The organism is Aeromonas sp. SCS5 (assembly GCF_001887375.1).
GTDB classification, from domain to species: Bacteria; Pseudomonadota; Gammaproteobacteria; order Enterobacterales; family Aeromonadaceae; genus Aeromonas; species Aeromonas jandaei.
In genome coordinates this window covers 1-19514 of sequence record NZ_LFCS01000008.1, presented here as the reverse complement: position 1 = coordinate 19514, position 19514 = coordinate 1, and the positions used below count along the sequence as shown (strand labels likewise).

The 19514-nt window shown below is 58.8% G+C and carries 11 protein-coding genes and 1 riboswitch; of the genes, 3 read left to right on the top strand and 8 right to left on the bottom strand.

Annotated features, from left to right (window positions below; all coding sequences use genetic code 11):
• Nucleotides 1-83 precede the first annotated feature (83 nt).
• From BS300_RS11745 to BS300_RS11730, 4 genes are all read right to left on the bottom strand, one after another.
• On the bottom strand, nt 84-2000 hold the full coding sequence (locus BS300_RS11745; RefSeq protein WP_071912956.1) for a glycoside hydrolase family 19 protein: 1917 nt from the start codon (nt 1998-2000) through the stop codon (nt 84-86).
• Between the two features lie 79 nt (nt 2001-2079).
• The gene (locus tag BS300_RS11740; RefSeq protein ID WP_143241774.1) at nt 2080-5061 is read right to left on the bottom strand and encodes a M66 family metalloprotease; all 2982 of its coding nucleotides are present in this window, start codon (nt 5059-5061) and stop codon (nt 2080-2082) included.
• Between the two features lie 72 nt (nt 5062-5133).
• The gene (locus BS300_RS11735) at nt 5134-7734 is read right to left on the bottom strand and encodes a glycosyl hydrolase family 18 protein (protein ID WP_071912954.1); all 2601 of its coding nucleotides are present in this window, start codon (nt 7732-7734) and stop codon (nt 5134-5136) included.
• Between the two features lie 106 nt (nt 7735-7840).
• A riboswitch (cyclic di-GMP riboswitch) is annotated at nt 7841-7928 on the bottom strand.
• Between the two features lie 201 nt (nt 7929-8129).
• Nucleotides 8130-11603 carry a PAS domain-containing hybrid sensor histidine kinase/response regulator gene (locus BS300_RS11730; RefSeq protein WP_071912952.1) on the bottom strand — a complete coding sequence of 1158 codons (3474 nt, stop codon included), beginning with the start codon at nt 11601-11603 and terminating at the stop codon, nt 8130-8132.
• 217 nt (nt 11604-11820) lie between these two features.
• Here BS300_RS11730 and BS300_RS11725 point away from each other — a divergent pair, with 217 nt between their 5' ends.
• From BS300_RS11725 to BS300_RS11715, 3 genes are read left to right on the top strand one after another with little or no spacing between them, the layout of a single operon-like run.
• Complete coding sequence (locus BS300_RS11725; RefSeq protein ID WP_041210868.1) at nt 11821-12369, top strand: DUF2975 domain-containing protein; 549 nt, start codon at nt 11821-11823, stop codon at nt 12367-12369.
• Nucleotides 12370-12376: 7 nt separating this feature from the next.
• Nucleotides 12377-12586 (top strand): helix-turn-helix transcriptional regulator, encoded by a 210-nt coding sequence (locus BS300_RS11720; RefSeq protein WP_033112641.1) that lies wholly within the window; start codon nt 12377-12379, stop codon nt 12584-12586.
• Nucleotides 12587-12592: 6 nt separating this feature from the next.
• Nucleotides 12593-13810, top strand: a complete 1218-nt coding sequence (locus tag BS300_RS11715; RefSeq protein ID WP_071912950.1) for a hypothetical protein — start codon at nt 12593-12595, stop codon at nt 13808-13810.
• A 77-nt stretch (nt 13811-13887) separates the two neighbouring features.
• Here the strand turns inward: BS300_RS11715 and BS300_RS11710 are convergent, their stop codons facing one another.
• From BS300_RS11710 to tssI, 4 genes are all read right to left on the bottom strand, one after another.
• The gene (locus BS300_RS11710) at nt 13888-15042 is read right to left on the bottom strand and encodes a 3-phenylpropionate MFS transporter (protein ID WP_071912948.1); all 1155 of its coding nucleotides are present in this window, start codon (nt 15040-15042) and stop codon (nt 13888-13890) included.
• A 409-nt stretch (nt 15043-15451) separates the two neighbouring features.
• On the bottom strand, nt 15452-15943 hold the full coding sequence (locus BS300_RS21100) for a hypothetical protein (RefSeq protein ID WP_143241773.1): 492 nt from the start codon (nt 15941-15943) through the stop codon (nt 15452-15454).
• 13 nt (nt 15944-15956) lie between these two features.
• Nucleotides 15957-18539: a hypothetical protein gene (locus BS300_RS21500; RefSeq protein ID WP_239693824.1), complete on the bottom strand. Its 2583-nt coding sequence runs from the start codon at nt 18537-18539 to the stop codon at nt 15957-15959.
• Nucleotides 18540-18548: 9 nt separating this feature from the next.
• The coding region (tssI, locus tag BS300_RS11695) for a type VI secretion system tip protein TssI/VgrG (RefSeq protein WP_143241772.1) at nt 18549-19514 on the bottom strand (966 nt) is incomplete at its 5' end.

The window sequence follows — 19514 nt, the reverse complement described above, 5'->3', positions numbered from 1 at the left end:
TGTTCCACGGCCAAACCTGAACTCCACCAAACAAGAATGGGGCCCGCAGGCCCCATCTTTTATTGCTTCGGCTTAATGCCGAATCACAGCTTGATCCAGGCATCACTCCACGCGGTTCCCTTGCCCGGCTCATAAGCCCAGGCGGCACCGGCGCACCAGCCGGTGTAGGGGTGCGGTTTGCACTCGTAGCTGGCACCGCCATTGCTGACCCGCTCGCCCGCCTTGTAGGGAGTCCCCTCTTTATAGGCCGGATAGTCAGGCGGCGTTACGCCCCCCTCCTCTCCTTTCACCAGCAGGCTATGGGTGGTGCTGCGGCTCAGATTACCTTCATCTGTGACCGTCAGTTTGATCTCCAGCCTGGTATCGCTGGCCGGCTTGGGCAGAGTCAACTCCAGAGTGACCTGATCCAGTGCCGGGGCAGAAGCACCTGCCGGAAGAGTCCAGGCATAAGTCAGCGGCTTGCCTTCCGGATCGCTGGAGTGCTGGCCGGAAAGGGTCACCTTGCTGCCACCTTCGGCCTGCGCCGGGCCGGTGATATTGGCCACCGGCGGCAGGTTGGTGCCACCGCCGTTATCCTCGATCACCACCTCCGGATAGAAGTGCTGAACGCAGCGGCTGTAATCCCCCTCCTTGAAGGCACTGAAACGGGTCTGGTAACCCACCAGCTTGCACGCGTAACTCTTGCCGCCGTTGGGGTTCTCGGCCACATAGCTCCAGTCCTGCTCCCAGTAGATGGGCAGGGCACCGGCGCCCTTGTCGTCAAACACCTTCATGTTCTTGCAACCCAGTACCTCGTCGGATGGCACCGCCACCCCGAGGTAGTTGGCAAACTCGCGGTAGTAGTTGATGCGGTTCTGGGACTGGGCGTGCTCGACCGGGCCACCGCACTCCACCCCACCGTTGATGATCTGGGTGGTGACCCCGAAGCCCGGCACCAGACCGTTCTGCTTGTCATGGTCATTCGGCTGCCAGGTGCCATCGATGACATGGAGCATGGAGGGCTTGGGCGGCTGCGGATAGGTATAGAAGAACACCGCGCTGGCCAGGTTCAGCCAGGTGTCGGCCACCAGATCGGGACGGTCGAGCAGGGTGCGCACCGTACCGAACATCGCCTCGGAGAAGGGGCCGTAGTTGTAGTTGTAGGAGAGCTGTTTGGCGCCACGGCCAAAGTAGCTCTTGAACTCGCCATTGTCGAACGTACCGCACGGCCACTGCTGACCCTGCCACACATCGGGACGGCACTCGGCGTTGTAACCGCCGCGCATGGTCTCATTCCATCCCATCTCGCGCACGTAGACCAGCGCCTGACGCCACTCGGCTTCCGGGCGCCAGTTTTCATGGCCACCGGTCTCCTGGGCGAAGTGGGCAAACATGGTCGCCAGGGTCTTGCGGCAGATGGCATCGGCATCGCGGCCGTCGCTGTAGTCGCTGCACAGGGCCGGGAACTTGGCCGCCGCCTGCAGCAGGCCGCGATAGGTGTACTCGGGGGCGCGCAGCGGGAAGAGGTAGTTGAACTGGCTCTCGCTCAGCAGGCTTTCGACCCGCTTGACGTTGCCCGGGTTGTCGGCACGGCCCGGCTGCACCGCCTCGACCACCAGATTGTCCCGGGTAGCGATGGAAGCCTTGACCGCCTCCATCGCCGGGAAGTCGGTCAGCGCCTTCTCTTTGGCATCCAGCTCGGCCTGGCTCATATAGACGGGGGTAGTGCTGCCATCCGGCGGGGTTGGCGTTGGCGGATTGGGCTTGTCATCGCCGCCGGTATCCGGCGGGGTCACTTCCCCTTCGCCAACAAGCTTCCACGGGGTATCCCACTCATTGGCGGCCACCATGCCCGGAGTCTGACCCGGGTTGACCCACCACTTGGCCTCGAAAACCTGGCCGTTGTAATTGACCTGGCTGCCGCCCGGGTAGGATTTGTTGATGTCGTATGCCTCAGCCGCCCACAGGTGGCCGCTCAGCATCAAGCCGGCAAGCAGCAGGGTTATGCGATTTTTTTTCATTATTGTTGCTCTCTGTCTAGGTTTTCAGCAGAAAAGGTGGGGCCTCATAAGACCCCGCCACCATCATAGAGATCCCGGCTTAACGGCAGCTTGCCGCACCGACATCCAGCCAGACGCCGTGCTTGCCCGGCTCGTTACCCTGAGTCCACCACCTGGCCTGCCACCGACGGCCGTTGTGGTTGGTCAGCTCCCCGCCGTTGTAGGCAACGGCGGCGCTCCACCCCAGATCAACCTGACTCGCCAGCGCCCACTGATCGGCACTGCGGCTCGGCGCATTGCCCTGAGTCCAGTACTTGGCACGCCATACCAGCTGGTTGTGGCTCACCTTGTCACCGCCGTTGTAGACCTTGCCGGCCTGCCATGCGGGAACGTTGGCCACTTCCGGGTCGGTGGTGTTGCAAGAGCCGTCGACCACGGGATCCAACGTAAGCACGATGCGCCCTTCGCTCTGATGTACCCCGTCCGAGACGCTCACACTCAGCTCATGCTGCTCGCTGGTGGTGACAGCCGGCGGTAGCAGACGCAGGTTGGCACTGGTCTCGCCTTCCGCCTGCCAGCCCGCCGGGAAGTGCCAGCGGTAGCTCAGCGCATCGCCCTCGGGATCCCTCGCCTCGGCAGCGATGGTCAGCCACTCACCGCCGATGCCGCCGAGCTGCGCCGGTACGGTCACTACCGGAGGCTGGTTCTCAACCACGCCCTGCTCCAGCGGCCGCCCGTTGACGGTAAAGGAGAGTGACTGCTGCGGTGGCAGCAAGCTCTGCTGTACCAGTGTCTGGCCACGGCACAGGATGGTGGCGCGGCCGGGCTCGCTGGCGGTGGGCAGGTTGATGTGGAACTTGTTCATGACACTGCTGGCCGCCCGGTGATTGGCCAGCCTGAAGCGCTGCAGACCATCGCGGGTCTCCACCTGCAGCTGGCAGTCACTGCCGGACAGGGTGTTGCTGTCATCCGGGTAGGTGAAGCCGTAGGCGCCGTGCAGAGCCGGATAGATGTAGCTGGGCAGACTCCCCTGCGGGTCGTAATAGCCCACCAGAGTTGTCACCGGCACTCCGAACTGCTCGGGCTTGCGCGCAACCTTGGTATCGATGAGGGAGACCTCCACCCAGCTCTGGCCATCCGAGGTGAAGCTCTTCTTGAAGCCCCGGTTCACCACAATTTCCTTGCCGTTGATAAAGAGGCGACTGTTGTAACCGGCCCCGTGATCGATGGTCAGACTGCGCCCACGGTTGTCAGCAGAGGCAATCGGCACCCGGATATCACGAGTCCAGCGACCGTCCCACATGGCGACCCTGACCAAGCCGTAATCCGCCAGCAGGGCACTCAGTCCGGCCTCGCTCAGGGCATCCATGGGTGCATCGACCTTCTCGATCCCCTCGATTGTGTGCTGATAGGGCTCCATTCTGGCCGTCGCACTGTTCCACTTGCTAAAGCCGGTGGCCGAGTTGGCATCGAACACCGCCTTGCTCTCCAGAAAACGCTGGATGATGGCGGCCGAATTGGGGGTATAGAGGGTGAAACGGTTGGCACCGGAGAGAGGGCTGCCGCCCGCCATCGCATCGTAGCCAAACTTGCGGCCATCGAACGGTGGCTGGCACTGGCCATCCAGACAAGCATCCTCATTGGTACGGGTCGGGGAGAAGTTGGGGATGAAACGGTGTTTGTCACTGTCCCAACCCCAGCTGGAGTTGAGCTGATCGGCACTGCGATGAACCGAGCCACGGAAGCCATCCACATAGTGGCCAAGGCCGAAGTTATGGCCCACTTCGTGGCTGAACTCGTTGCCCAGCGAATCATCCAGTGTGACGATACCACCGCCACCGGAGCCACCGTGCACCTGAACCCCATTGGCATATTTGCCGCGGCTGTTGTGCGCCGTCAGCTGGGCCACCACAAAGGGATGGCTCCCCTCCCCTTCACCGGCACTGCTGTTGATGCCGTAGTTGGCATTGTCGATGCCGTGGGAGATAAGCTCCTTGCCGATGCGCTGGCGCATGGTGCCGCCATGCCACCCCCCCTCGCTCGGGTCAAAATCGGTCAGCAAGGTGCCATTGGGCAGCATCACCTCAGGCAGGGAGAGCGGCGCATACTGACTGACGATCAACCGGCTGGCCGGGATGGTCTGGAAGTATTCGCGATGGGCCTCCTTGTCATTGGCAAAGGCAAAGCGATCCCGCGGCGTGGTAAGCATGCCGATGTCGATGGTGTGCAGCAGCAGCTCGCCGGGGGCACCGACCCTGATGTCACGCAGTTCACCCGTGAGGTTGCCCTGACGAACGGAGAGGCTCAGTCCGGGCTGGATCCACTCTGCGGGCAGCTCGCCACTCCAGGTATCCGGGGCATAGGTGATGCGGTTGTTCTCCAGCTCCCCCTCACGGAACCACTGCCCCTTGGCAAACTTGAACTGCAGGGTCTGGCCACGGGAGAGCGTCACCTGCCGCTCGCCATAGAAAATTGTCGAGTTGTAGCCTGCGCTGGAACGGAAGCGCACCATCTTGCCCTCCAGCTCCGGGCTCACGGGCAGATAGATATCCCGAACCCAACGGCCGTCGGCGGTCTGGATCTCCACCAGCGCACGCCCGCTCAGTCGATCCTTGAGGAAGGCGCCGCTCTTGTCGCTCAGTTTGGCCAAATCAGCACTGCTGCTGATGATGGCAGTGGTGCCGCTCTCCGGGACGAAGCTCACTCCGCCTTCGGGAACCCCCGCGAGGTGGTAGACCGTCTCTGGCAGCGCTGACGGCGGTGACAAGGTCAGGGTGCCAAGCAGCTTGCCGCTGCCGTCACGGGCCTCCACCATCATGGGGGTCACCCCGTCGGCCTGGAGCGGTTGCACCAGCAGCAAGCTCTTGCGCAGGCTGGTCAGGATGGGTTGGCGATCCCCCTCCTTGGGATGGGATGGCAGGATCTGGCTCTGGGCAAACTGCACTCTGGCAGCCAGGCTGCCCGCCAGATCGCTTTGCGGGGTCGTGTCATTGAATATCAGGGGCGCGCTGCCAGCAGACAAAGGGGGTGCCGCCAGCGTTGCCATAATGAGGCCGGCTATCGGGGTCATGTATGTAGTCATTTATTTTCTCGTGTTGATGGCTACCGGGAAGGAGGGGCATGTCGCCATGCCCCTGTCATCAAGCGGGAGGTATTACTTGCAGCTGGCGGCGCCGACATCCTGCCAGACCGCAGCCTTGCCGGGCTCATCACCGCGAGTCCAGTACTGGGCCTTCCACTGGCGACCATTGTGGTTGGTCAGGTCACCGCTGTTGTAGGCGATATTGGCATCCCACCCCAGTTGCACCTTGCTCACCAGCGTCCACTGATCGGCAGTGCGGCTCGGTTCGTTGCCCTGAGTCCAGTACTTGGCTTGCCACACCAGCTGGTTGTGGCTCACCTTGTCACCACCGTTGTAAACCTTGCTCGCCTGCCAGGCAGGCCAGTTGGCGGCATCAGGGTCGGTGGCCGAGCAACCGCCACCACCGCTGACCGGCTTGACCGTCAGACGAGTGGCGGCACTGGCATCCAGCGCGCCGTCGGAGACGGTGAGGCTCAGGTCATAGGCGGTATCGCTGGTGACGTTCGGGCCAGTGACCACCAGAGTGGCACTGTTCTGACCGCTGGCGGTGAGGCCGGCCGGCACCGTCCACTGATAGGTGAGCGGATCGCCGTTCGGGTCAGACGCGGTCGCCTTGAGGGTCACCTGCTTGCCGGACTCCACGGAGGCGGTGGCCGGCAGGCTCACCAGTGGCGGCAGGTTGGGCTGTGGCGCCTTGTTGGTGACCACCACCTGATCGCGGGCGGTGAGGTTGTGGTCGTCGGTCACTGCCAGCTCGAACACCAGATTGATGTCGGCAGACACGGCATCAAGTACAACCCGGGCCTTGGCCTGAGTGGCATCCAGCAGGGCAGCCTGCGGGCCGGAGACCTGCTTCCAGCTATAGGTGAGGGCGCCATTTTCCGGGTCGTGGGACGCGGAGCCGTTCAGCGTCACCTCGATCGGGCCAGTGACACTCAGATCGCTGCCCGCGTTGGCCACCGGCGGCTTGTTGGCTGGCGGAGTGGTTCCCTCACCGTGACCCAGCCCCTCGTGCATGGCATTGAGGATGTCGCCGTTGTCGGCATCGATCTCCCAGGAGAAGAGGCCACCCAGCTTGTTGGCCAGCACATACTGCCCCTTGGCCTTGACCGAGCGGTCGTTGTCATAGGTGATGAGATCACCGGTCGAAGCCTTGAACAGATAGGGAGCCTCGGCCACCTCGTCGTAGCTCTTCTCCCAGCCACTGCCCATGCGGTTGTTGACGATGTCACGGTAATCGACCACGCCATCTTCCCAGGTGCCTTTCACCTTGCCGGTCGCCTTGCCGGTGAAGGGGTTGTTGCCCTGATAGCCGCTCACGCCAGTCCAGCCACGGCCATACATGGCGGCACCGACCACCAGCTTGCCGGGGTCAACCCCCTGCGCCAGCATCAGGTTGACCGCCTTGTCGGTGGTGTACTTGGTGTTGGGATCCCAGCTCGCCGCGTAGAGGTTGGTCTGGTGACCCAGCTCGGTATTGCTCCATGCGCCGTTGTAGTCGTAGGTCATCATGAAGATGTGGCTCATGTACTGCTGGGCCGCGCGGTAATCGACATCTTCAATCTTGTCGTAACCGGCGCCAACCGCGGAGGTGAGCTCATACTTGCGACCAGTCTGCGACTCCAGCTCGTCGAGCATGGCGCGCAGCTCCTTCATCAGGGTCACATAGGTTGCACCATCGCTCGGGCTGCCCAGTTTCGGGTTGGCCCCCTGTCCGCCCGGATACTCCCAGTCGATGTCCACGCCATCGAAGAATTTCCAGGTCTGCAGGAACTCTTTGACCGAGGCGACGAAGGTATCGCGCTTGCTCTTGTCGCCGAGGAAGTAGAAGGGATCGGAGAGGGTCCAGCCGCCGACGGAGGGGAGGATCTTGAGATCGGGGTAGGCCTGCTTGAGCGCCATCAGGGCGCCGAAGTTGCCCTTGTAGGGTTCGTCATAGGCGGTCAGGCCGCTTTGCGGCATCTGGACGGCAGCCCAGGGATCGTGGATCGCCACCTTGAAGTCAGCCCGGCCGGCACAGGCACGCTGCAGCGCCTGGAAGCTGTTGCCGTTCTCGATCTCCTTGAGGCTGTCATTGATGCCATCCCCGCCACAGATGGGGGTGAAACCATAGAGGATGTGGGTCAGGTTCTGTGCCGGGATCTTGTCCACGGTGAACTTGCGCCCGTAGACGCCCCACTCCACGTAGTAGGTGCCCACCACCTTGCCGGACTTGTTGGCGTAGGGCTTGTTGTTCTCCTGCAGCGCAGCCTTGAGCGGTGCAAGGTGGCTGCCATCGGTATCGGCGACCACTATCTCCTTCTTGTCGGAGAGGGTGCAGCCGTCGGCATTGCAGAGGGCCACCTGCATCTGGTAGCGGCCCCCCTTGTTCACCTTGAATTTGGCGGTGCCTGCGGCGGCGGAGGGGCCAGACCACACCTCCTTGCCATCGAGCAGCACCTTGGCAGTCTGGCCAACTTCACCGCTCCAGAGGTTCCAGCTCACCTCCACATCGGCGGCATCTTTCACCTTGACCAGATTGTTGTAGGAGGTTGCCGCCTGATCGACTTCGACAATGGCGAACTTGGTGGGGCCCCAGCCGATGGTGGGTTTGCCGGGCGCAGCCGCGTAAGCGGCGGAGGTACAGAAAAGACCGACCGCAAGGGCCAGCAAGGTAGGTTTTGGACTTGGCATTTGTTGTATTTCCCTATTTCGTTATTGTTTGCAACGAAAAGGGCGACGCGCCTGACAGGTAACGCAGACAGCAGTGCTCCTCCTTGGCAAAAGGAGCGCAACAACCTGTGGTGGCCCCGCTATCTTAGGTACTGCTGACCCTTAGACCGGAAGCTTTGCGTCCCGGCCTTTCGACCGGTTTGCCCTTAACACACTTCATTCGCGACAAAAAAAATCGCCCCTCGACTATAGGGGGGCGATTTGCGAAGTGCTACCTAGTAAAAATGACAGGTGATGGGACTCGTTTCAGGGGAACTGGCTCGATATGGTGAGGATTATTCCGACATCAGCCTCTATCCCTCCCCCTTTCGCGCCACTCCCATCCCTCCATCATTTGATTAATTTTGTGAGCTGGCTCACTGCACCGGCAACAACAAGCTGTTCATCAGGGCCCGCAGCTTGAGCGGTTTGACCGGCTTGCTGATGTAGCCGTATCCCCGCTCGCGGATCTGCGCCTGCAGCTCGCTCTTGCGATCAGCGCTGATGATGATCCCCCCCGGCTCGTCACCACAAGCCTGCTGCAGCGCGGCAATGGCCTCCAGCCCGGTCTTGCCGTCGTCGAGGTGATAGTCCGAGAGCACAAGTCTCGGCACAAACCCTTCTGCCACCAGCGCCTCGGCCTCGGCCAGATCGACGGCGCAGCGCACCTCGCAGCCCCAGCGGCCAAGCAGTGAACTCATCGCCGCCAGAATATCGCGCTCGTTGTCGATGCAGAGCACCCTGACCCCCTCCAGCTGGCTGTCACGCAGAGCGGGCGCGGCAACCGGATGGGCAGCCACCGGCCGGGTGGCCAGATTGAGGGTCACCGCAAAGACCGATCCCTTGCCCGGCCAGCTCTGCAATGTGAGCTGATGGCCCAGCACCAGCGAGATGCCGCGGGCAATGGCGAGCCCCAGACCCAGCCCCTGCTCCCTGGCGGTACGGGAGTGATCGAGGCGGGAGAACTCGTCGAAGATCGCCTCCTGCTTGTCTTGCGGAATGCCGGGGCCGTTGTCCCACACCTCGATGCGGATCTTACTCCCCAGCCTGCGGCAGCCGAGTAGCACCCGGCCGCCCGGGTTGTAGCGAAACGCATTGGTGAGAAAGTTCTGCAGCACCCGGCGCAGCAGGCGCACATCGCTGTGCACCGCCAGCTTGCTCTCCACCACCGAGAAGTGGATCCCCCCCGCCTGCGCCAGCACCCCGAACTCCGCCTTCAGGTTGTCGAACAGATCGTGCAGGGCGAAGTCGAGTTTCTTGGCTTTGAACTTGCCCGCCTCAAGGCGCGAGATATCGAGCAGATCGCTGATGAGATCCTCGGTCGCCCCCAGCGCATCGTCGATATGGCGGGCGATGCGGGCGGGCTCCTCTTCGGCCGGCAGCATCTCCAGCAAGGAGGAGGTAAAGAGCTTGGCCGCGTTGAGGGGCTGGGTCAGATCGTGGCTGACCGCAGCCAGAAAACGGCTCTTGGATTGATTGGCCCGCTCCACCTGCTGGTTCACCAGCAGCAGCTGGCGGTTGAGTTCGGAGAGCTCGCGGGTACGCTCGGCGACCCGCGCCTCCAGATGTTCATTGGCTTCGCGCAGCACCCGTTCGGCATCACGAAACGGCGTGATATCGGTAAAGGTCATGACAAACCCGCCTGCCGGCATGGGATTGCCCTGCATCTCGATCACCCGGCCATCGGGGCGCTCCCGCGCCGAGATATGGGCACTGCCCCGTTTCATAAACGCGACCCGGCGCGCCACATGCTCCTCGATATCGCCGGGGCCGCACAGCCCCTGCAGTGCGTTGTAGCGGATGATCTCCTCGATGGGGCGCCCCGCCTGGATAAGCCCGGGCGGATAGTGGAACAGCTCAATGTAACGCCGGTTCCACGCCACCAGCTTGAGCTCCCGATCCACCACCGAGATCCCCTGCCCGATATGCTCGATCGCCCCTTGCAGCAGACCGCGGTTGAAGCGAAATACGTCAGAGGCCTCGTCCACTATGGTGGCGATCTCCTCGAGCTGCATGTTGCGCCCCTGCAGGGCAGAGGCGAGCACCAGCCGCGCCGACGAGGTGCCAAACACCCCGGCCAGCAGCCGCTCGGTATGGGCAATCAGCTCGGCCGACGCCTGCATCTGCGGTGCCAGCGTGCCGCCATGCTCACCGGCAAAGCGACCAAAGGCACGCTTGACCCGGCTCGACCCGACGAAGCGGGCGGCCAGCATCTCCAGCTCCTTCACCGAGACCCGCGCCTGATAGAGCGCCGTGGTATCGCGACTCGGCTTGCCGACGAAGTTGGCCGCCTGCAACCGCTCGCTCACCGCCGGACGGGAGAGCAGCGAGCCCGCTACATAGCCAAGCAGGTTGAAGAGCAGGCTCAGGAAGATGCACCAGGCCCCGAGGCTGAGATCGCGAAAAGCGGGCCAATCGGGTGGTGCCAGCAACGCCTCCAGCGGTGAGCCGGCCAGCAGACCGCTCTCCGCCAGCAGGGTGATGAACCAGAGGCTCACGCCGAGGATCAGGCCGAGATAGACCCCCTTGCGATTGCCGTGCCGCCAATAGAGACCGAGCAGCAGGGCTGGGGCAAACTGGGCCACGGCACCAAAGGAGAGGTAACCGATGCGCGACAAGCTGGTGAGATCGCCAAGCCAGAGGTAGAGCAACCAGGCCGCCAGCAGGATCAACAGGATGGCGCCACGACGTACCTGCAGCAGCAACCGCACCAGCCGCTCATCGCGCCCCTGCTGCCAGAAACGGCGCAGCAGCACCGGCAGCACCAGATCGTTGCTCACCATGATGGCCAGCGCGATGGTGCAGACGATCACCATGCCGGTCGCCGCCGAGGTGCCGCCAAGGAAGGCGAGCATGGCGACCCCGTCAAAACCAAGGGCCATCGGCAGACTGATCACATAGGTGTCGGAGGCCATGTCCGCCCCCACCCACTGCTTGCCAGCCAGCGCCAGCGGCCAGATAAAGAGCCCCATCACGAACAGGTAGAGCGGGAAGATCCAGCGCGCCCAGTGCAGATCCTGCCCCTGATTGTTCTCCACCACAGTCACATGAAACTGGCGCGGCAGGCAGATGACCGCGCACATCGCCAATACCGTGTAGATGGCCAGCTCCAGCAGACTGCCGGGCGTCACCGCCATCACCGCATCGAAGAAGTGTCCCGCCACCTCGCTGCGTGCCGGGCTCGGCTTGCTCAGAATGAGCCAGAGGGCAAAGCCCCCCACCGAGATAAAGGCGAGCAGCTTCACCACCGACTCAAAAGCGATGGCTACCACCATTCCTCTGTGGTGCTCGGTGGCATCGAGATGGCGGGTGCCGAACAGGATGCTGAACAACGCCAGCAGCATGGCGACCCCGAGCGCCAGTTCGGCGGTATTGCCCGATATGGCGCTGGCGTGCCCCGTCCCTGCGCTGTTGACCATCAGCAGATCGAGCCCGGTCACGATCGCTTTGAGCTGCAGCACCAGGTAGGGAAGGATCCCCATGATGGCGATAAGGGCGATGAGCATGGCGAGACGCTGGGACTTGCCGTAACGGGCGGCGATGAAGTCGGCGATGGAGGTGATGTGTTCCCGCTTGGCCACCAGAATGAGGCGCGCCAGCAGCCGCCAGCCAAACAGAAAGACCAGCATGGGGCCGAGATAGATGGGCACCGGCGACCAGGGTGATTCACTCGCCTGCCCCACGGTGCCGAAGAAGGTCCAGGAGGTGCAGTAGACCGCCAGCGACAGGCTGTAGAGCAGCGGCTGCCCCTTCATTCGATGCCGCTTGTGCTTGTCCGCCACGAAGGCGATCAGAAACAGCAGCCCCAGATAGGAGAGCGACAATCCGATCAGCAACCATCCCTGGTGCATCTGCAACCCCTTGTCCATGTTGAGAATTTGTATGCAGGTTCGGCCAGTCTAGAGAGGTGGCCGCTAAAAGTCATCACCTTCAGACAGATTGAAATTATCGTTTTTCAATAAGTTTTGCCTTGACTGTATATCGCAAAACAATAAACATTGCCGCTATGAATATTGATAAACGATAAACTTTACCTTTCATACAAAACCCATCACGGTGAGGAATGAGATGATATCCAACAAACTCGAACGCTCGAGCATGCTGATCGAATGGCTGCTGCTACTGGCTCTGCTGGCGACCCCTTTGATCACCTTGCTGGAGGTGTGGACCCCCTTCGGTGGCGCCGATTTGCTGCAGGAGAAGCTCAACACCATTCTGAGCCGTCCCGGCATCAACCCGGCAGACTATCCACTGCACTTCTCCACCCGGCTGCTCGGCACTCTGGTACAACTGTTGCCGGATCTGGTCTTCATGATGATGCTCTGGCAACTGCGCCAGCTGTTTCGTGGCTACCGCCACGGCCTGCTCTTCACCTTCGAGCAGATCCGCCGCTACCGGCAAATCGGGCTGCTGCTCTGTGCAACCTTCGTGGTCGAGTTGATCCACCTGCCCCTGCTGGATACGGTGCTCACCATGAGAGGCCCGGAAGTACTCGGTACCATAGCGCTGAGTACCTCCGATTTCCGGGTACTGCTGGCGGGACTGATCGTGCTGGCGCTGGCACTGGTCATGCGCGAGGCCAAACTGCTGGCCGATGAACAGCAACTGACGGTGTGAGGATCCCATGCCCATCATCATCCGGCTCGATGCCCTGCTGGCCGAACGCAAAATGACCGCTCGCGAACTGGCCCAGCGCATCGACATCACCGAAGCCAACCTCTCGATCCTCAAGAATGGCCACGCCAAGGCGGTGCGCTTCTCCACTCTGGAGGCCATCTGCCGTGAACTCCAGTGCCAGCCCGGCGATCTGCTGGGCTACGAGCAGGAGCGCTAACCCCTTATGAGTCGTCATATCACCCTGTTTGCCCTGTGGCTGCTGCCGTTGTGGGCTTGCGCCAGCGATGACGCGAGCGGCCCCCGCTACCTTGTCGAACAGGACGCCAGCGCTAATGTGCTGCAAGTGCGCCTCACCATGCAGGGCGAGCCCCCTTTTACCCTGCTCCCCGCCCGCCAGTTGCCGGGCAGTGCCACGCCGGTTTCCCCCGCGCTGGTCTGCCTTGCAGACAACCAGCCGGTAGCCCTCAACCAGCCCTTCTCCTGCAAAGAGGTTGGCTGGCAGATCACTCTCACACCAGCTCCAGCGCTGGGGGCGGATGCCTCGGCTCAACAGTCGCTGCTGTTTGCCCCCGACCAGTGGCTATTGACCGAGTGGGGTAACTTTGTGCGCCAGCAGGGGAGCCACCAAGGGAAGGTGTGTCTGCCGGATGGCAGCTGCCAACCGTTACCGGATGTCAACCAGCCACCGCTGATCCTGCCATTTGGTCTGCAAACTGTGCCCGTCACCAAACCGGATCCGCGGCTGGTGCTGAGCCATGACGAGATTGCCAACCAGCTCGATCTGCCGGCCTTGCAGCAACAACTGAATGAGATCATCGACTATCTGGCCTTTCAGCTCGATGTGGCCCCGCCCACTCATCCATGGCAACTGGTGTGGCTCGGGCGAGATGTGGCGACCCGCTCTCTTGGCGGAGCCGCCGGGGATCAGGTGTTTGTCGCCAACTACCCAACCATGAATGGCAAGCCGACGCCACAGGCGCCCCTGCGCCTGCTGCGCACCTCGGCCCACGAGGCTGCGCACATTCTTAACGCCCGCAGCTCGACGCCACAGCCCACCTGGGTTGAAGAGAGCCTCGCCGAGTACCTCGCCATCAAGGCACTGCGCCGCTTTCGGCTGCATCAGGTCACGGCGGTCAACGAGCTGGCCGAGCGGGGCAAACAGCTGCCCCATAGCGAGAGTGGCCTCTATCGGGCAGCTCGCGAGGTGATGGCTGGCGATCGCTCCTACTACCCGCTCTTTTACGTCAAGGGGAGCGCCTTCTGGGAAGCGCTGGAGCGGGAGCTGCAGCACAATGACGTGACGCTGGCCCAACTGCTGCCCCAACTGGGCTGGCTAACGGATGGCCGCTTTGATGCCGCATCCAGTGAACTGCTTGCCGGCACCATCGGCTCGGATACTTGGCGCCGCCTCAGCCGCCGCTATCTTGGCGAACCACAGTAACACCGCAAACCGCAGCAACGAAAAAGGGAGAGCCGTGGCTCTCCCTTTTTCCAGGTGATGGTTCAGATAGACAGATATCAGGATGGAGCACTCTCCTGCGCAGAGGGCACAAAGGGGCGCAGCCGCAGGAAGAAAACCGGCAAGACCACCAGCACCATCAGGAAGAAGATGCCGCCGCCCAGTGGCTCGAACAGCACGCCGCAGAGTGCCATCAGAGCCGCCACCGTCATGCCAAGACCCAGCGCTGCGTAAAGGGACTGGGTCGGGATCAACTGCTCGGCCGGTAGCTGGCGGGTCATGAAGCGCACCGCCCCGAGATGGCTCACCCCGAACGTCACCGCGTGGAGCAGCTGCCCCAGCACCAGTACCCACAGCTCGGTCGAAGCTCCCAGCAATACCCAGCGCACCACACAACCGATGGCTCCGGCGATAAAGAGGCTCTGCGCCCCGAAGCGTTGCAGGAAGCGCTTGTCGGCGGCGAACATACAGATCTCGGCCACCACCCCGATCGCCCAGAGATAGCCGATGATGGTGCCGCTATATCCTTGCGCCTTCCAGTAGATGGCACTGAAACCGTAATAGGCGGCGTGGCTTCCCTGCAGCAGCGCTGTCAGCAACAGGAAGCGGCGCACCGGCGCGCTGCGTAGGGTCGCCAGCAAGGATGCCTTGGCGCGCTCCCCCTGCACATCCTGTGGCGCGGGACTAAGTGGCAGCCAGCTGAGCAGCAGCATCAGCACCAGCCCCGCCACCATGGTGTGCAAAATCCAGTCGCTGCCGAAGTTGCCCACCAGCGCCCCCACCAAAGTCGAGGCAACGATAAAGGCAAACGAACCGCACAGCCGCACCTTGCCGTAGTCGATATGCGCCTGCACCACCATGCGGGTTGCCAGCGCCTCACCCACCGGCATCAGGGTCGGGTAGATAAAGTTGGCAATCAGGGTGAGACCAACCAGCCACCAGAGGTGATGGCTGAGATAGAAACCAAGGAAGGCGAGCAGGCTGAGCAGGGAGAGCAATCGAGTAACCGGCAGCAGATGGCCCGCCCCCTTGATCTGTCCCATCACCATCAGGTTGCCGGCAAAGCGGATCGCCATCCCCGCCCCCAGCAGGAGACCAATCATCTCGGCGCTGACGCCCACCCCCTCCAGCCAGAGCGACCAGAACGGCAAGTAAGCGCCGTAGACAAAATAGAAGGCGCCGAAAAAGAGCGCTAACCAGGAGAACGCGGGCATAGATCCTCTGCAACCGGATGACGGGAGCAGAATGATAACCTATCCTCCCCCGCAGATCCCGATGGAAACCCCGCGAAGAAATCGAAAAAACTTCAATAAAATTGAACTATTACCGAAGAAGCGGGGTCTACTTGATAACACCTCCTCCTGGTTAGTGTTGCAATCCTTCCACCCGCCCATGGCGGGTTTCTTTTTATCTGCTAGAGCCGACCTTGCGGATAATCTGACCATTGTTACAAATAATAGGATGGCTACCCCCCCCCCCCCCGGCCATACACTAAGATGAGGCTGAAATTGATACAGCAGGAAATATACACTAAAGTCACGCAAGCCAGACTATTGGCCGATGCCTAGTAATCACTAGAATCGAGCTCTTATTCGATTCGCACCTGCCCTAGTTTTATCTACCCTAGTTATACTTCCCCATTAAATATTTTTTTACTGCCGAAGCGGTATTAAACCTATAACTTCCATCACCAGTGCCATCTTCTGTTCCATAAAAAGATGCATCATTGTTTTTTTCTTTATCAATTACATAAATCCCGCTCTTGTTTTTTTTGTACATAGTCACCTGATAATCCGTTTGATCTATCCCTTCAGCTTGATGTTTGTTATACCAAGAAACGATTGTGCCAATATAGTTTACACCTCCCAACCTAGCAAAAAAAACACTCCTAACATTTGGAAAATCACCATTGATACATAACTTATCCATAACATAGGATGTCTTATTACCAGATACGATTAGGTTTACAGGACAATCTTCATCGCTACTTTTTTCCACACTAATAGAATCTGTGTCATGACTTATTTTATAGGGACCTTGTATTACCTCTCCCGCATAAGAAAAAAAACATACAAAAGACGTAAAAATAACCAAAAGACATTTGCGTATATTCATGAAAACCACCACTTTATTCACTGCTTTTATTTATACCAATTACAGAAGCAACAGAATTAAATCTCATCAGTCTATCATCATATCCATTCTTCCCACCATTTACAATTTTAGTTACCTCACTAACAGTCCCTATAGAAGCGACCTTATTTAAGTCTTTTTTATATACAAACCAGAAGAAAAATGCTGATTCCGTAGCATATCCAAGATCAAGCACATCGTCAGGAGAAAGCACAAAATCTTTTAAATCCTCAGGGTTTCTTTTATTGTGTTCTTTTGTGAATTTTTTATATGTATCCTTGAATGTTATTTGAATTAATCCCCTGCCGCGATATTTATAACCATCACCCGATGCTTCATCGCCGTTACCGCTTCCCTCTCTACTAGCATAAACATAACTTCCTAGAGCCTCTGGGTTAGATGCATACTTACTCTCTTCTGTCCAGAGTTTCGGTCTTAACCTTCCCTTAGTAGCATCATCCTTCAAAGGATCATAATTTTTGGGCCCACCTTTGCAACCAAAAATCCTCCTCATACCCTTAGGACTATATTTTAAATTTTCACTAATTGGAACAAAGTTAGATTCATGGCCGACCTGAGATAAGAAGTGAGCAAGCGCTCTCATATCCCTTAAATTATAAATACGAGCATATTTATTTAAGTATGGAAGAATTTTTTCGCAATTAACTCGCCCTTGGTTCAAATTAGCAGCAAACACCATTTCAAATGTAATAAGGTTGTTTTCTATATTATTTATCAGTCCGATTATCCCCATCGGATGAAAATGCCATATGTTTTCTCCAAGTTTTAATTTAGCGGCACTCTGCATCCACTCCAGCTTATCGATACGCTGCTTTTCATGATCAACTAATAAATCAAAGTCTGGCAGGCCAATCTTGGTCATAAGATTATCCAACCATTCATAGCTACTGCCTGATGATTTTTCGTACCATTCACTGGGATGCTTCACAATTAGATTATGAAGTTGTTCGGCATTACCGTTATTTTGTAGAGCGGTCTGTATCTCTTCACTGCTAAGCTCACCATTCTTATCAGTATCGAAACTCTTTACCAATTCGGTAAAGAAGGTGGAGGGCGCGTCAGGATCCAGATAGCCGTCAGAGCCTGAGCCATCGACCTTTTTAAAACCGATCTTCAACCAGTCATGTTGACTCAATAACTCAACTTGCTCTTTCTTGACATATTTATCTGATGAGACACAGACCCACTCCTGCTTGGCAGCATCCTTTTCCAACTTGGGTGATTCAACCAACACTTCCTGACTTTTGTCCTTGGTTGCCACCCACTTGGATTGTCCCCCCTCACTCTTCTTCTCATGCAGGATCACATCGGCAGGCACTTTAGCATAGGTTGCACCGCCTTTTGTTTCGGCTTTGTTGGCCAGAACATCGTCCAGACGAGGATCTTGGGTAAACACCTCAAGATGAACCTGATGCTTGCTCTGCTTGCCCCCAATCAGGGACCCTGGCGTTTCCACCAAGCCGAGATAGCCTATGGTTTCACCTGCAGCAATTGCCACGGGAGATGGCAGCACATATAGCTCGTCGAGATGGGAGGGAGGAAGCCTTTTAGCCTTGATAAATTCATCTTCTACGCACACCCAGGCGAGACCACAATTCCCCTGAGTGCCGCCCCCACTCGGCATTACATATTTGCATCTGGCCATCTTGCACGCTTTATCACCAATCCAATGGAATTCGAGTTGGTGCGCATCATACTGCAACTTGGTGCCAGCTGGCAGTAAGACGTTGCCACTGCCGGCCCTCAAGCGACCACTTTTATCATCCAGAACAGGGTCTGCACACCCAGGCATATCCTTCAATAGCTCTGCATCTATCTGATCGAATAGCCAGGTTGGCACATTAGGCTTGATAAAGGTCACGGCATCCGGGCTATTGGCGATCCAGACTGAACTCCCTTCACTGACCAATACGCCAGCCTTTTCAGCCTCTTTTATCTGGGCATTGGACAGCTTGCTCTTGATCTTTACCTTGATGAAATCATACTCCTTGCCCCCGATACTCCCCTTTTGGGATGGCGTGCTGCTATCCATTTCCAGTTCGGTATCTTTAGGCAAAGTGAAACGGGGCAAGACTGCATCGGCACGCTGCTGCTCAGCATCAGGATTCGCGTGGGGAACGGAATTGCGAGCATTCCAACCTTTTTTTAGCACCAGTGTATCGGTTCTTTGGTACTTATTCCAAGGCAACAGGTGCATATAGAGCGAATAAAAGGTGAACTCGTTTTTAGCTTTTGTTTCTGCATTTATTTCACAATATTCGTGTTGGACTAGGCAGAAGCAGTTGGAATAACGCAGTGACTCCCCCTGAAATTCAGAGGTCAGATAATCCTTCATCATCCGAAAAGCCACAACTTTGCCGTCAGCAATGGCTCTGACAGGATATTTATCTTTGCACCAGGGGGCACTCTGGTCGCTGATATGAATACCGCCATGCCACTTGTTGTGATTGCCCAGGAGATAATGACCGGATTTCTCGCCATTAATAAGTGCTGTCAGGGCTTTGACATCTTTGAATTCTTCCCCTGTGGCTGTGAGGATGGGAAATGCAAACTTCATGCTTTCTCCTTATTCAGAAAAGAGATAGAACGCAGCGGGCTTCTCGTCTTTCAAGAGCGCCTCCATCGCCTTCTCGGTGGCAATCGCCTTGACCAGTTCAACCAGTTCTGGGGCTTTGACCACCTCAACCCCTTTGGGAGTAACGGGAGCCTGACCAGCCCAGCCAGAGCCAGAGCCCGGGCTGCCGCCGGCATTGAGCTTGATGGCGGGGCCGACCAGCTTGATGCCACTCGGGTCAACTTTCACAAAACTACCGCCGCCCTTGAGAGTGATCTCGGAGCCCGCCTCCAGCACCAGCTTGTCACCCACCTTGATATGCACCTCTTCACCCGCTTCCACCAACAGGGATTGGCCTAGCTTCTGATGCAGGGAGGTATCAACTGTCAGCGAATAGTCCGCCTTGATGTGGTCGCGTTTTTCACCTTCAACTGTCAGGTGGTCATTACCGAGGCTGGGCGGAGCACCATCCTTGCCCGGCACCTTTCTGATGCGGGTTACCCGATCAAAGTCGATGTCGCGATGCTCGTCATGTTTGATATGCCAGGCGGCGTCGTTCTCTATCAGCACGTTCAGGTCTTTCTGACCGTGGATATAAATCTCTTCCTGTCCCGCCTGGTCTTCAAAGCGCAGCTCGTTAAAACCCTCGCCCTTGTGGGTTTCGGTGCGCAGCACGGTGCGGGTCTTGTTGGCGGGCAACTCATACGGTGGCCGGTTGGTGGCGTGGAAGGTGCGACCGGTCACGATAGGCTGGTCGGGGTCTCCCTCTAGGAAGCTAACAATGACCTCGTGGCCGATACGCGGAATCGCCATCATGCCGTACTGACCGCCGGCCCAGCCCTGGCTCACTCGCACCCAGCAGGAGCTCTGGTCGTTGGCGCTGCCATATCTGTCCCACGGGAACTGCAGCTTCACCCGGCCGTGCTCGTCACAGTAAATTTCCTCCCCATCGGGGCCGACTACGATGGCGATTTGCGG

Excerpts from the sequence above, each read along its gene's own strand:
- BS300_RS11745 (WP_071912956.1), bottom strand. The coding sequence starts at position 2,000 with ATGAAAAAAAATCGCATAACCCTGCTGCTTGCCGGCTTGATGCTGAGC.
- BS300_RS11740 (WP_143241774.1), bottom strand. The coding sequence starts at position 5,061 with ATGACTACATACATGACCCCGATAGCCGGCCTCATTATGGCAACGCTG.
- BS300_RS11735 (WP_071912954.1), bottom strand. The coding sequence starts at position 7,734 with ATGCCAAGTCCAAAACCTACCTTGCTGGCCCTTGCGGTCGGTCTTTTC.
- BS300_RS11730 (WP_071912952.1), bottom strand. The coding sequence starts at position 11,603 with ATGCACCAGGGATGGTTGCTGATCGGATTGTCGCTCTCCTATCTGGGG.
- BS300_RS11725 (WP_041210868.1), top strand. The coding sequence starts at position 11,821 with ATGATATCCAACAAACTCGAACGCTCGAGCATGCTGATCGAATGGCTG.
- BS300_RS11720 (WP_033112641.1), top strand. The coding sequence starts at position 12,377 with ATGCCCATCATCATCCGGCTCGATGCCCTGCTGGCCGAACGCAAAATG.
- BS300_RS11715 (WP_071912950.1), top strand. The coding sequence starts at position 12,593 with ATGAGTCGTCATATCACCCTGTTTGCCCTGTGGCTGCTGCCGTTGTGG.
- BS300_RS11710 (WP_071912948.1), bottom strand. The coding sequence starts at position 15,042 with ATGCCCGCGTTCTCCTGGTTAGCGCTCTTTTTCGGCGCCTTCTATTTT.
- BS300_RS21100 (WP_143241773.1), bottom strand. The coding sequence starts at position 15,943 with ATGAATATACGCAAATGTCTTTTGGTTATTTTTACGTCTTTTGTATGT.
- BS300_RS21500 (WP_239693824.1), bottom strand. The coding sequence starts at position 18,539 with ATGAAGTTTGCATTTCCCATCCTCACAGCCACAGGGGAAGAATTCAAA.